The sequence below is a fragment of the Stenotrophomonas sp. STEN008 genome, assembly GCF_056760435.1.
The window spans coordinates 1-13,324 of sequence record NZ_JBRRET010000008.1 but is presented as its reverse complement, the minus strand read 5'-3'; the positions used below and the strand labels follow the sequence as shown (position 1 = coordinate 13,324).

At 68.4% G+C, this 13,324-nt stretch carries 13 protein-coding genes; 9 read left to right on the top strand and 4 right to left on the bottom strand.

The window, feature by feature from the left end:
* Positions 1 to 23: 23 nt before the first annotated feature.
* Genes ACVOME_RS06090 through ACVOME_RS06080 form a run of 3 tightly spaced genes read left to right on the top strand, consistent with a single transcriptional unit; the run spans position 24 to position 1,839 of the window.
* Complete coding sequence (locus ACVOME_RS06090; RefSeq protein ID WP_065174912.1) at positions 24 to 383, top strand: VOC family protein; 360 nt, start codon at positions 24 to 26, stop codon at positions 381 to 383.
* Between the two features lie 32 nt (positions 384 to 415).
* Entirely contained in the window at positions 416 to 1,186 is a 771-nt protein-coding gene (gene truA / locus ACVOME_RS06085) for a tRNA pseudouridine(38-40) synthase TruA (RefSeq protein WP_481504834.1), read from the top strand.
* Positions 1,183 to 1,839: a phosphoribosylanthranilate isomerase gene (locus ACVOME_RS06080; protein ID WP_053520071.1), complete on the top strand. Its 657-nt coding sequence runs from the start codon at positions 1,183 to 1,185 to the stop codon at positions 1,837 to 1,839. Before truA ends, ACVOME_RS06080 begins: the two co-directional genes overlap by 4 nt.
* A gap of 23 nt (positions 1,840 to 1,862) precedes the next feature.
* Here ACVOME_RS06080 and ACVOME_RS06075 read toward each other — a convergent pair whose 3' ends face one another.
* A complete protein-coding gene (locus ACVOME_RS06075; RefSeq protein ID WP_053520072.1) occupies positions 1,863 to 2,750 on the bottom strand; it encodes a LysR family transcriptional regulator in 888 nt (295 codons plus the stop codon).
* Positions 2,751 to 2,846: 96 nt separating this feature from the next.
* Here ACVOME_RS06075 and trpB point away from each other — a divergent pair, with 96 nt between their 5' ends.
* The 5 genes from trpB (at position 2,847) to glmM (ending at position 8,006) form a co-directional block, all read left to right on the top strand.
* The gene (gene trpB, locus ACVOME_RS06070) at positions 2,847 to 4,064 is read left to right on the top strand and encodes a tryptophan synthase subunit beta (protein WP_065181847.1); all 1,218 of its coding nucleotides are present in this window, start codon (positions 2,847 to 2,849) and stop codon (positions 4,062 to 4,064) included.
* A complete protein-coding gene (locus tag ACVOME_RS06065; protein WP_481504833.1) occupies positions 4,061 to 4,750 on the top strand; it encodes a hypothetical protein in 690 nt (229 codons plus the stop codon). The genes trpB and ACVOME_RS06065 overlap by 4 nt, the downstream gene beginning before the upstream one ends.
* Position 4,751: 1 nt before the next feature.
* Positions 4,752 to 5,561, top strand: a complete 810-nt coding sequence (gene trpA / locus ACVOME_RS06060; protein ID WP_065174902.1) for a tryptophan synthase subunit alpha — start codon at positions 4,752 to 4,754, stop codon at positions 5,559 to 5,561.
* 205 nt (positions 5,562 to 5,766) lie between these two features.
* Complete coding sequence (gene accD, locus ACVOME_RS06055; protein ID WP_053520076.1) at positions 5,767 to 6,642, top strand: acetyl-CoA carboxylase, carboxyltransferase subunit beta; 876 nt, start codon at positions 5,767 to 5,769, stop codon at positions 6,640 to 6,642.
* Complete coding sequence (glmM, locus tag ACVOME_RS06050; protein ID WP_111186387.1) at positions 6,642 to 8,006, top strand: phosphoglucosamine mutase; 1,365 nt, start codon at positions 6,642 to 6,644, stop codon at positions 8,004 to 8,006. Before accD ends, glmM begins: the two co-directional genes overlap by 1 nt.
* Positions 8,007 to 8,091: 85 nt before the next feature.
* On the opposite strand, the gene ACVOME_RS06045 is transcribed toward glmM, so the two are convergent.
* Genes ACVOME_RS06045 through ACVOME_RS06035 form a run of 3 tightly spaced genes read right to left on the bottom strand, consistent with a single transcriptional unit; the run spans position 8,092 to position 11,990 of the window.
* Positions 8,092 to 8,949: a polysaccharide deacetylase family protein gene (locus ACVOME_RS06045; RefSeq protein WP_481504832.1), complete on the bottom strand. Its 858-nt coding sequence runs from the start codon at positions 8,947 to 8,949 to the stop codon at positions 8,092 to 8,094.
* On the bottom strand, positions 8,942 to 10,087 hold the full coding sequence (locus ACVOME_RS06040) for a glycosyltransferase family 4 protein (RefSeq protein WP_053520079.1): 1,146 nt from the start codon (positions 10,085 to 10,087) through the stop codon (positions 8,942 to 8,944). Before ACVOME_RS06040 ends, ACVOME_RS06045 begins: the two co-directional genes overlap by 8 nt.
* 19 nt (positions 10,088 to 10,106) lie before the next feature.
* Positions 10,107 to 11,990, bottom strand: a complete 1,884-nt coding sequence (locus ACVOME_RS06035) for a DUF3413 domain-containing protein (RefSeq protein ID WP_111186386.1) — start codon at positions 11,988 to 11,990, stop codon at positions 10,107 to 10,109.
* A gap of 149 nt (positions 11,991 to 12,139) precedes the next feature.
* Between ACVOME_RS06035 and ACVOME_RS06030 the strand changes: the two genes are divergently transcribed.
* A complete protein-coding gene (locus ACVOME_RS06030) occupies positions 12,140 to 13,117 on the top strand; it encodes an isopenicillin N synthase family dioxygenase (protein WP_053520081.1) in 978 nt (325 codons plus the stop codon).
* Positions 13,118 to 13,324: the final 207 nt, after the last annotated feature.

The following is a 13,324-nucleotide window of genomic DNA, read 5'->3' as shown; positions in this document are numbered from 1 at the left end:
ATACCTTCGACAAGGACCCTGCCATGACCCGCGAGCGTCGCATCGACTATGTTGAGTTCGCGTCCCGCGACCCGGCCGCCAGCCGTGCCTTCTTCGAGAAGGTGTTCGGCTGGTCGTTCGTCGATTACGGCAGCGACTACACCGCCTTCGACGATGGTCGCCTGCAGGGGGGCTTCTTCCGCGGCCAGCCGCAACGCGCCACCGAAGGCGCCCCGCTGCTGGTGCTGTACGCCGATCAGCTGGCCCCGGTCGAAATGGCCGTGCGCCAGGCGGGTGGTGAGGTGGTGCGGCCGGTGTTCTCCTTCCCGGGCGGCAGCCGCTTCCAGTTCGTCGAACCCGGTGGCAATGAACTGGCGGTCTGGTCGGAACGCGATCCGGCCTGAGCGTCGTCCACTCCGCAACATCGAGGTAGCACATGCGTTATGCGCTTGGCGTCGAGTACGACGGCAGCGATTTCAGAGGCTGGCAGAACCTGGGAGAGGGCGGTCCCAGCGTCCAGGCCAGTCTTGAGCAGGCCCTGTCTTCGGTGGCCGACGCGCCGCTGCAGGTGGTCTGCGCTGGCCGAACCGACGCCGGCGTGCACGGCCAGTGCCAGGTCGTGCATTTCGATACCGACATAGTGCGCGACCCGCGCGCCTGGATGCTGGGTACCACCACCCGCCTGCCGCGCTCGATCGCGGTGCGCTGGTGCGTACCGGTGGCGGAGGATTTCCATGCGCGGTTCTCAGCGCGGGCGCGCCGCTACCGTTACCGGCTGCTCAATCGCGAAGTACGGCCGGCGCTGGACCGGCAGACGCTGAGCTGGGAGCGTCGCGCACTGGACGCGACGCTGATGCACACGGCCGGGCAGGCGCTGCTGGGTGAGAACGACTTCAGCGCGTTCCGCTCGGTCCAGTGCCAGGCCCTGCATGCGCGGCGCGAGCTGCAGTCACTGCAGGTCAGCCGCCACGGCGAGGTGATCGAGGTGGCGGTACAGGGCAATGCATTCCTTCATCACATGGTTCGCAATATCGTCGGTTCGCTGATCCTGGTCGGCAGCGGCGAGAAACCGGTGGAGTGGATCGCCGAGCTGCTGGCCGGAAGGGATCGCACCGTAGCCGGTCCCACTGCACCGCCGCAGGGCCTGGTGTTTCTTGGACCGCTGTACCCCGACAACTGGCATCTGCCCGCCGAGGTCACGCTATGAGCCGCTCCTACTACCGTACACGCATCAAGTTCTGTGGAATGACCCGTGCCGGCGACGTGCGCCTGGCCGGCGAGCTCGGCGTGGATGCGGTGGGTTTCATCTTCGCCCGCGAGAGCAGCCGCCGGGTTGCGCCCGCCGAAGCGCGCGCGATGCGCCAGGCGATCGCGCCGATGGTCGACGTGGTGGCGCTGTTCCGCAACAACAGCAAGGAAGAGGTGCGCGAAGTGCTGCGCACCGTGCGGCCCACCCTGCTGCAGTTCCATGGCGAGGAGGACGAGAGCTTCTGCCGCAGCTTCAACATGCCTTACCTGAAGGCGGTCGCGATGGGGGGACGTGAGGAAGTCAACGCGCGTACCCTGCAACTGCGCTATCCGAGCGCGGCCGGCTTCCTGTTCGACAGCCATGCACCGGGGGGCGGTGGCGGTACCGGTGTTGCATTCGACTGGACCCGCATTCCGACCGGGTTGCATCGGCCATTCCTGCTGGCCGGCGGTCTGACCCCGGACAATGTGTACGACGCGGTGCTGGCGACCCTGCCGTGGGGCGTCGACGTCTCCAGCGGCATTGAACTGGAGCCGGGCATCAAGGACGGCTACAGGATGCGCACCTTCGTCGAGGAAGTGCGCCGCGCCGACTGCACCGTGCTGGAGTAGGACCGGGAGGCTGCGGCGTCACGTTACCTCAGCTGGGCCGCGACCCAGTCCGCCAGGGCGTCGACGCGTGCGTCGGCCTGGCCCTCCGGCCGCGCCAGGACCCAGAAGCCGCCCGTGGCGGCGAAACCCCATGGGGCCAGCAGCCGGCCTGCCGCGAGATCCTCAGCGACCAGCGGCTCCGGCGCGATCGCTGGACCCAGCCCTGCCACCGCCGCTTCCAGCAGGTAGTAAAGGTGTTCGAAACCCGTGCCCAGCCGCAGCCGGGCGGGGTCGAGATCGTGCGCCTGCGCCCACGTCGGCCACGCCTGTGGCCGTGAGCTGGTGTGCAGCAGCGTCTCCTGCAGCAGTGCCGAGGGCGGCACATGGCGCAGGCGCTGCGCCGCCGGATGTGACGGTGCCACCACCACGCCCACCCGCTCGGGCGCCAGCTCGCGCACCTGCCAGCCCCGTGGCCACGGCCCCTGCGCCAGCAGCAGGACCGCATCCAGTGCCGCCTGCGCCTCGGTGAAGCTGCCGTCCAGTGCCGACCACTGCAGGCGCACACCGGGCAGTGCGGCCTGCAGGGCGGGGAGGCGCGGAATCATCCAGCGCGCCAGCACGCTGCCGCTGCAGCCCAGTACCAGCGCTGGCGACGCCGCGGGCCGCCGCAGCTCGCGCACGCAGTCTTCGATGCCGGCGAAGGCTTCGCTGCAGGCCGCCTGCAACAGTGTTCCCGATGCGGTCAGGCGCAGGCCACGCCCGGCGCGCTGGAACAGGGCCAGGCCCAGATGATCCTCCAGCAGCTTCAGCTGCCGGCTGACTGCACCGTGGGTGACATGCAGGTCCTGCGCGGCGCGGCCAACACCGCCCAGACGGGCGGTGGCCTCGAACGCGCGCAGGGCATTGAGTGGCGGCAGCAGGGATCGGCTCATGTGAGATTTCCTGACGATATGTGCCAGATAATATCCATTTTCCGGTCATGACCCGTGCGCTAGAGTATCCACCTGTCTGAATCACCGGTCCCTGCCATGTCTGCCTCCCCCATTGCCGACTACCACGCCTTCCCGGATGCCCAGGGCCACTTCGGCCGCTATGGCGGCAGCTTTGTCGCAGAAACCCTGGTCGGTCCGCTGCAGGAGCTGGCCCTGGCCTATGACCAGGCCCGCCAAGACCCCGCGTTCCAGGCGGCCTACGACCGCGATCTGGCTCATTACGTGGGCCGGCCGAGCCCGATCTATCACGCCCAGCGCCTGAGCGACCACGTCGGCGGCGCACAGATCCTGCTCAAGCGCGAGGACCTGAACCACACCGGTGCGCACAAGATCAACAACACCATCGGCCAGGCGCTGCTGGCGGCGCGGATGGGCAAGACGCGCATCATCGCCGAGACCGGCGCCGGCCAGCATGGCGTCGCCAGCGCCACCGTTGCCGCACGCCTGGGCCTGGAGTGCGTGGTGTACATGGGCGCCACCGACATCGAGCGGCAGAAGATCAACGTCTACCGGATGAAGCTGCTCGGCGCGACGGTGGTGCCGGTCACCTCCGGTTCGGCGACCCTGAAGGATGCGCTCAATGAAGCGATGCGCGACTGGGTGACCAACGTGCAGGACACCTTCTACATCATCGGTACCGTGGCCGGCCCGGACCCGTATCCGCGCATGGTGCGCGATTTCAATGCCATCGTCGGCCGCGAAGCGCGCGAACAGATGCTGGCTGAGTATGGCCGGCTGCCGGATGCGATCACGGCGTGCGTGGGCGGTGGCAGCAACGCGATCGGCCTGTTCCATGCCTTCCTCAACGACCGCCAGGTCGAGATCGTCGGCGCCGAAGCGGCCGGTGACGGTATCAACACAGGCCGCCATGCCGCCTCGATCGCGGCAGGGCGTCCAGGCGTGCTGCATGGCAACCGCACCTACGTGCTGTGCGACGACGACGGCCAGATCATCGAGACCCACTCGGTGTCGGCCGGCCTGGATTATCCGGGGGTCGGCCCGGAGCACGCGTTCCTGGCCGACAGCGGGCGCGCGCGCTATCTCGGCATCACCGACGAAGAAGCGCTGCAGGCGTTCCATCTGCTGGCACACACCGAGGGCATCCTGCCGGCGCTGGAGTCCAGCCACGCGCTGGCGCAGGCGATCAAGCTGGCGCGCGAGCGTCCGCGCGACCAGATCGTGCTGTGCAATCTGTCCGGGCGTGGCGACAAGGACGTGCATACCATCGCCGCACGCGAAGGGCTGGTGCTGTGAGGCCCATGCTGCGCCATGGCGGCGCGCTGGTACTGGCGGTGGGGCTGGGCGGCTGCACGCCGCCCGATCCGCCGGTGCTGGCGCCCGCGGCGACGTCTCCGGCGGCCATCGCCCCGGCCCGCCAGGTGGCCAGCAACGACGACGATGCCGCCCATCACCCGATCGAGGATGCACCGTTGCCTGCAGCAGGGGAGGTCACGGATGACGGGGCCGCGCCGACGGTGGCTTCGGTCGCGCTGGACCATGCCGGCGAGGTGCTGATCGGCCAGCCTTTCAGCGAACTGCAGGCCGAGGCGCAGTGGCACTCGGCTGGCCTCGCCGAGGCGACGGCCGGGCGCTGCGACTATTACGAGCGCGGCACGCTGCCCGAGGGCGTGGCGATGCTGGTGCAGGACGGCAACGTGGTGCGTTTCGACCTGGCTCCGATCGACGATTCGGGACTGGTGGTGACCCAGCCCGGGCCGTTCGGACTGCGCCTGGACATGCCGCGTGCGCAGGTGCTGCAGCAGATGCCGCAGGGCGTCATCGCAGCTGCGCTGGGCATTGATGCCGACGCCGGAGAATCCCTGCTCTGGCAGGACCCCGGTTCCGATCTGGCGATCCGCGTGGAGATCGTGGATGGCACCGTATCCAGAATGCATTGGGGCGCCAGCGGCGCCGTTGACCTGATCGAAGGATGTATCTGACATGCCCGTATCCCGACTCGACGCCTGTTTCCAGCGCCTGCGCGAACAGCAGCGCAAGGCACTGATTCCCTTCGTCACCGCTGGCGATCCTCTGCTGGAAGCAACCGTGCCGGTCATGCATGCACTGGTTGAGGCGGGCGCCGACGTGATCGAACTGGGGGTGCCGTTCTCCGATCCGATGGCCGACGGCCCGACCATCCAGCGCAGTTCCGAACGTGCGCTGGCGCGCGGTGCAGGCAGCCGTTACGTCCTGCAGGCGGTAGCGCAGTTCCGCCAGCGCGATGCGCAGACGCCGGTGGTGCTGATGGGCTATCTCAATCCTGTGGAGATCCATGGCTACGCGGCATTCGCCAAGGCCGCGGTGAGCGCCGGCGTGGATGGCGTGCTGCTGGTCGACCTGCCGCCGGAGGAAGCCGGCGAGGCCCAGCAGGCCTTTGATGCGGAAGGCCTGGCCCTGGTCCTGCTTGCCTCCCCGACCACCAGCCCGGCACGCGCGGACAAGCTGCTCGCGCTGGCGCGGGGCTACCTGTACTACGTCAGTTTTGCCGGTGTCACCGGTGCGTCCGACCGCCTCGACAGCGAGGCCGCCAGCGTACGCCTGCAGGCGCTGCGTGAACGGGCCACGGTCCCGGTGGTGGCCGGCTTCGGCATCCGCGATGCCGCCAGTGCGGCGGCCATGGCGCGCGAGGCGGACGGTGTGGTGGTGGGCAGCGCCCTGGTCGCGGCACTGGCCGAAGCGACCTCGGCCGAAGAGGCGGCCCAGCGGGCGCACGCATTCCTGGCGCCCCTGCGCCAGGCCCTGGACGCCTGACGGCAGCGCCCGGCCATGCCCGACGGTGCGCGCTACGGCGTATCCGCCGGGCGTGGCCCGGCGCTGCCTGCGCTAAACGTACGTCCCAGCATGGTTTTTCCGCCGCCGCCCACAGGCCGGCAAGGGGTGCACGGGCGGGGAAAGCGGAGCTAGACTGTCCGCCTTTGCGGCCCCCGGGCCGCCCTGAACGGAAGTGTCCTCCCGCATGAGTTGGCTCAGCAAGTTGATGCCGTCCGGCATCCGCACCGACAACACCCCCAGCAAGAAGCGCAGCGTCCCCGAGGGCCTGTGGGAAAAGTGCAGCAACTGCGGCAGCGCGCTGTACCGGCCGGAACTGGAAGAGAACCTGGAGGTCTGCCCGAAGTGCGGCCACCACATGGCGATCCGCGCACGCGCGCGCCTGGCTGCGCTGTTCGATGCGGACAGCACCACCGAGATCGGCGCGCGCCTGGGGCCGACCGACCTGCTGAAGTTCAAGGACCAGAAGAAGTACAGCGAGCGCATCAAGATCGCGCAGAAGAACACCGGCGAGTACGACGCGCTGATCGCCATGCGCGGCCTGCTCAAGGGCCGTCCGCTGGTCGCGTCCTCGTTCGATTTCGCCTTCATGGGCGGTTCGATGGGTTCGGTGGTCGGCGAGCGCTTCTCGCTGGCGGCCGAGGCTGCCGTGGAGATCGGTGCGCCTTACGTCTGCTTCTCCGCCAGTGGCGGCGCGCGCATGCAGGAAGGCCTGTTCTCGCTGATGCAGATGGCCAAGACCTCGGCTGCGCTGGGCAAGCTGCGTGAAGCCGGCCTGCCGTACATCTCGGTGCTGACCCATCCCACCACCGGTGGCGTATCGGCCTCGTTCGCGATGCTGGGTGACATCAACATCGCCGAGCCGCAGGCGCTGATCGGATTCGCCGGCCCGCGCGTGATCGAACAGACCGTGCGCGAAAAACTGCCGGAAGGTTTCCAGCGTTCGGAATTCCTGCTGGAGCATGGTGCCATCGACCAGATCTGCGACCGCCGCGAAATGCGTGACCGCCTGTCCGACCTGCTGGCGATGCTGGGCCGCCAGCCGGCGCCGGAGGTGGCTTGATGGGAGGCCGCAAGTACTTCGGTACTGATGGCATCCGTGGACGTGTCGGCGAGGGAGCGATCTCGGCCGACTTCGTGCTGCGCCTGGGCAATGCATTGGGCCGCGTCCTGGTGGCCCGGCACGGCCATGACGGGCGCCGCCCGATCGTGGTGATCGGCAAGGACACCCGCATTTCCGGCTACATGTTCGAGGCGGCGCTGGAGGCGGGCCTGGTCGCCGCCGGCACCGATGTGCAGCTGCTCGGCCCGATGCCCACCCCGGCGGTGGCGTTCCTGACCCGCACCTTGGGCGTTGATGCAGGCATCGTCATCAGTGCTTCGCACAATCCGCATTACGACAACGGCATCAAGTTCTTCTCCGCACAGGGCGAGAAACTGGACGACGCCACCGAACTGGCGCTGGAAGCCGCACTGGACGTGCCGTTCACCACGGCCGAATCGGAGCGGCTGGGCAAGGCGTCGCGCGCGCGCGAGGCGGTAGGCCGCTACATCGAGTTCTGCAAGGCCAGCGTGCCGCGTGCGTTCGATCTGCGTGGCGTACGTCTGGTGCTGGACTGCGCGCATGGTGCCACCTACCAGATCGCCCCGCTGCTGTTCCGCGAGCTGGGTGCCGAGGTCATCGGCATCGGTGCCGAGCCGAACGGGGTGAACATCAATGCCGGCGTCGGTTCGACCCATATCGACAACCTCGCCGCCAAGGTCCGCGAGACCCGTGCCGATCTCGGCATCGCCTTCGACGGTGACGGTGATCGCGTGCTGATGGCTGACGACCAGGGCAATCCGGTCGACGGCGATGACCTGCTGTACATCCTGGCACGCACCTGGCAGGCGGAAGGTCGCCTGCGTGGGCCGGTGGTCGGCACGCTGATGAGCAACTATGGACTGGAGAAGGCGCTGGCCGACCTGCAGATCCCGTTCCAGCGCAGCAACGTCGGCGACCGCTACGTGCACCAGGCGCTGATCGAAGGTGACGGCGTGCTCGGTGGCGAAGCCTCGGGCCATCTGCTGTGCCTGGACCGGGCCACGACCGGTGACGGCATCGTCAGTGCGCTGCAGGTGCTGCTTGCGCTGCGCAGCAGCGGACAGACGCTGCGGCAGGCGTTGCAGCCGCTGGTGAAGGTCCCGCAGAAGACGGTGAACGTGCGCTTGGGCAATGTCTCGGCCAAGACCACCGTGCAGGCCGAAAGCGTGCAGTCGGCACTGCTGGAGGCGCAGCAGGCCGTGGCCGGCCGTGGGCGCGCATTCCTGCGCCCGTCCGGCACCGAGCCGGTGGTGCGGGTGACGGTCGAGGCCGATGACGCAACACTGATGCAGGACACGCTGGATCGCCTGTCGGCCGCAGTGAAGGCCGCCGCCGCGGCCTGAGCCCGCAGGTGGTTCCGCAACGGACAACGCCCCGGACGACCGGGGCGTTTTCTGTTCAGGGGGCCGCTGCTGGGCCGAGGCGGACTCAGGGGCCCGGCACCATCTTCTTCTGGCGGGCCTTGAAGCCGTTGAACAGCGGCGCGATCAACGGGTTGTAGCTCTGCGCGATGCGCTTGCGCAACCAGCTGGCCGGCCGGTTGCGGATCGCGAAGCGGTAGATGCGTTCGGGATCGCCGCCGATCACGTTGCGGCCGAACGGGTGGGTGGTATGCAGGTAACGGAACCCCTGCTCGCGCGCGACTTCGACATGGTCATCGTCGAAGTCACCGTACGGCCAGCACAATGTGTCCGAAACTTCGCCCAGCTTGTCCTGCAGGACCTGGCGCGAGAAGGCCAGGTCGTTGCTGATGCCGGCCCGGCGCTGCGCGCGGTCCAGGTCTTCGCGGCGCAACCAGCGTGTATGGGTGTGGGTATGGCAATGCACCTCGAAGGTGCCCGCGTCGATCGCCGCGCGCGCTTCGCTCCAGCGCATCATCACATCGTCGCTGCGCCCCTGCTCGTAGATGGCGGCCTCGCAGCCGCGATGGTCCGGCGTTGCCGGCAGTACCGCGCCGGGCAGGCCTGCATGCGGCCGCACCGGGCCTTCGCCCATCCATCCGGTGACCACGAACACCACCGCGTGCATGCCGTACTTCTGCAGGATCGGATGCGCGTAGACCCAGTTGTCCAGGTAGCCATCGTCGAAGGTGATGACGATCGACCGGCGCGGCACCGGCCTGCCGGCCAGGAACCCGGCGTACTGCTCCAGTGTCAGTGAGGTCCAGCCACTGTTGGCCAGCCAGGCAATCTGGCTTTCGAAATTCTCCGGCGACACCGTGATCATGCCGGGCGACGGACTGACGTGATGGTGCATCAGCACCGGTACGGTTCGGGCATCAGCCATGTCCCAGCTCCTTCAGCCACTGGCGGTAGTAGTGTTCGGTGGTCTCGCCGTGGCCGGTGGGTGTGAAGCGGTGCGCAGCGCGCATCCATTCCCAGCCGGCACGGCCCATCTGCCGGCGCCGTTCCGGATCGTCCACCAGCAGGCGCAGAGCGCCCGTCAGGGCAGCATTGTCGCCCAGCCGGGTGAGGATTGCATTGCTGCCGTCCACGACCATCTCCGGCACGCCACCAACCCGCGTCGCCACGATCGGCACGCCGACGTACGCCGCTTCCAGAAACACGGTGCCGGCGGCTTCCTTGTGCGAGGCGAGGGCGAAGATATCGAAGCCGGCCATCAGCCGGCAGGCGCCGTCGCGGTAGCCGAGCAGGTGGACCTGCGACTGCAGGCCGTGCTCGGCGCACATCGCCTGCAGGCGCTCCATCACTGGCTGCCCGTCGCCGATCACCACCAGGTGCAGGTTCGGATTGGCCTTGCACAGCGGCACCATTGCCTGCAGCAGATCGGCATGGCCCTTGGGCTCGCGCAGCACCGCCACGCAGCCGACCACGATGTCCTGTTCGCCGAAGCCGAGCTCGGCACGGACTTCGGCACGCACGTCCTGCAGGCACTGCCACGGATCTTCCTTGCGGATATCGGTCCAGCGCGGTGGAACCGCGATCGGCGGCACGATGCCGATGCGCTCAGCGGGAATGCCACGGTCGGCCAGCAGCTGCTTGACGAAGCTGCTGACGGTCAGCACCCGGTGCGGCAGGCCGGTATAGGTCAGCAGCGAGTTGACCGGACTCATCAGGTGGCGCGAGCGCACCACCAGCGGCGCACCGCCGAGGCGGGCGCCGGCGGCGGCAATCAAGGCGTCGCGACGGCTGGTGGTGTTCACCACGTCATAGCGTTCGCGGCGCACCAGGCGCGAAACCGACCAGATGCCGCGCAGCAGGCGCGCCAGCCCTCCCATGCGCAGCGTATGCACGGTGAAGCCGTCATCGCGCGCCAGCTGCGCCAGCCGTGCCTCGGGCTGGCACAGCAGCGAGACGTCGTGGCCGCGCGCGCGCATGGCCTGCATGTGGCGGAAGATGTAGATCTCCTGCCCGCCCATTCCCTTGGCGGCTTCGGTGTGCAGGATGCGCAGCGAACGTTTCATGCGGACTCGATCCTTGATATCAACGATTGCGGAAGCGCGTCAGCGCTTCCCAGGCGGAACGGATCGCGGCTGCGTCCGGCGCCTGTTGTGGCAGTGGGCGATAGTGCCGATCCAGCGCGGTGGCATTGCCGAACTTGTCGAACACATAGAGGGCATCGCCGTGGCGGACGGCGCGCTGCGACCAGCTCTCCACCACCAGGGCACGGAGCCCTTCCGGGGCCGCCAGCAGATCCTGGCCGGTGCTGTAGTCGGCCAGCGGGTTCTCGCAGCCCAGGGCGTGCCGCATCAGCGTGGGCACCCAGTCCTCATGCGAGCTGGTGCGCGCATCACGGCCGCTGGCCTCGCCCGGCCAGTGCAGCACGAACGGCACCTGCAACTGGTAGTCGGAGAAGTTGCCGTTGTGGCCCCAGTAGTTCAGCGCGAGGTCGTTGAACTCCTCTGCGTGATCGCCAGTGACCAGCACGATGGTGTCCTGCTCCAGGCCCTGCGCACGCAGGGTATCGAGCAGCGATCCGACCAGGCTGTCGGCGTAGTGGACGGAGGTGTGATAGCGGTTCAGTTCCGGCGTCGGATCGTGGTCCGGCCCGAACTTGAGGAAGTCGATGTCCGCGGCCATCGGCGTGGCCAGGGGCGGATAGTCGGCCGGCAGGTGGTAGGGCGCGTGGGTGGAGTCGAGGAACACGAAACCGAACCACGGGCGCTGCGCGGCCTGGCTGTTACGGATGTCCTGCTGCAGCGACGCGACGATGGCACGGTCGCGGCCATCGGGCTTCAGTGCCGACGGCCCCTGGTGCAGCTGGTCACGGACATCGGCGAACACGGTGCGGTCGAATTCAGGGCTGTACATCGGCGCGCTGCCGTACAGGTGCAGGTCATAGCCCTGCTGTCCCAGGACCTGGAACAGCTGCGAGCCACGCTGCTCGTCAAGCATGCTTGCCCAGTAGCCACCGGGAAGGCCGTAGAGCAGGCCGAACAGGCCGTAGCGGGTGGCGTTGCCGGTGCTGAAGTGATGCTCGTAGACGCGGGAGGACTGCGCCAATGCCGTGGTGTTCGGCATGATCTGTGGCGTCAGCACGTCGTGGCGGAGTGATTCGAGTACCACCATCAGCACGTTCGGCCGCCGGTGGCTCTGGCAGCGCAGCGGATGCAGCGGGTAGTGCAGCTGGGCATGGCGGGGGTCGGGCAGGCCCGCCTGCTGCTGGCTGACCACGCCCAGGCGACGCATGAAGCTCTTGGCGGTGATCGGCTGCGCCCAGGGCAGGTAGTTCCACTGGCTGATCACGTCACGCTCGCCGCGTGCATCGTAATAGGCGGTCGCCACCTGGCCACCTGCCATCAGCAGGATGACCAGTGTCCATGCCTGCAGGACGTGGCGCCGTCGGGGCAGGGCGGGCAGCAGCTTCCAGCAGGCCCACGCCAGCAGGGCTTCGGCGGCGAAGATGGCCGATACCAGGGCGATCGCCTGCAGCCAGGTCTTCCACGACAGTGCGACCTGATCGTGCAGCGCGCCGCCGAACACCATGTTCGCCACCATGGCATTGAGGTGGAAGCGGTACAGCGCGAACACCTTGGCATCGACCAGCAGCAGGCACAGCCACAGGCCCTGCAGCACCACCGCGCCGATGCTCAGAGGACGCGCGCTGCGGGCCCACAGTCCGAGCAGCAGCGGCAGCAGGCCGGCCAGCGCGCCGAACGCCAGCAGGTGGCCGGGCAGGGCAACGGCCAGATACGCCAGGCCGACGGGGCCGCCGGGGTTGTCCCGCAGCGGCACGTTGCCCAGGGTGATGACGGCTGCCAGTACGGCGTTTGCCGCCACGAACAAGGACCACCAGGCCAGCCGGCGCCAGTGCTGGGTACAACCGGGTCGGGAAGCTGGATCGGCGGCGGGTGGAGCGGAGGGCATCGTCGGTACGTGTTCAGCAGGAGCGGGACAAGGGGGCGGCGCCGCCGCGGCTGGCGGATCCGCGCGCGGGTCGCGCATTGTATCGGTTTGTTTCAACGTATCGGTGTCGACCTGCGGGCGATCTGTCACAATGTTCAGGTGGGCCCTGAATGCGGCGGCCCTCCAGACCCAATGACAAGCCAGGAACCGCTGTGAGCCAGATCCCTACCCTCGACATCACCCGTTTTGACAGCGACCGCGAGGCCTTCGTGGCCGAGCTGGGGGCGGCCTATCGCCAATGGGGATTCGCGGGCATCCGCAACCACGGCATTCCGCAGGCCGACATCGACGCGGCCTACGATGTCTTCAAGGCCTTCTTCGCCCTGCCGGAGGAGATCAAGCGGAAGTACCACGTGGCCGGCGGGGGCGGTGCACGTGGCTATACCCCGTTCGGCGTGGAAACCGCGAAGGGGTCCAAGCACTTCGATCTGAAGGAGTTCTGGCACATCGGCCGGGAGATCGGCGACGACTCCAGGTACCGCGACGTGATGCCGCCGAACCTGTGGCCGACCGAGGTCGAGGGCTTCCGTGAGCGGGGCTACGGCCTGTACCAGGCGCTGGACAACCTCGGGTCGCGCGTGCTGTCGGCGCTGGCGCTGCACATCGGCCTGCCGGAGGATTTCTTCGCCGACAAGACCAATTTCGGCAACTCGATCCTGCGCCCGATCCATTACCCGCCGATCACCACCGACGACATTCCCAACGTGCGTGCCGGTGCGCATGGCGACATCAACTTCATCACCCTGCTGGTTGGTGCCAGTGCGGCGGGCCTGGAGGTGCAGTCGCACGATGGCAAGTGGGTGCCGTTCACGTCGGATGCGGACACCATCGTGGTCAACATCGGCGACATGCTGCAGCGCCTGACCAATCACGTGTATCCCTCCACCATCCATCGCGTGGTCAATCCCCCGGGCGAGCTGGCCCGCCAGCCGCGCTACTCGGTGCCGTTCTTCCTGCACCCGAACCCGGACTTCCTGATCGACGTGCTGCCGTCCTGCATCACCCCGGAGAACCCGAGCCGGTATCCGGAGCCGATCACCGCCCACGGCTTCCTCGAGGAACGCCTGCGCGAGATCAAGCTGAAGTAATGAAAAGGCCGCCGCGAGGCGGCCTTTCCGTTACGGGTAGCGCCGGGCCGTGCCCGGCGAGCCAAAGCCAAAGCGGCTCCGGGATGTTCCGTGGGGAGGCGGGGGGGGGGGGGGGGGGGGGGGGGGGGGGGGGGGGCGCCCCGCCGGCGGGGGGGGGGGGGGGGGGGGGGGGCCCCCCCCGCCCCCCCCCCCCCCCCCCCCCCCCCC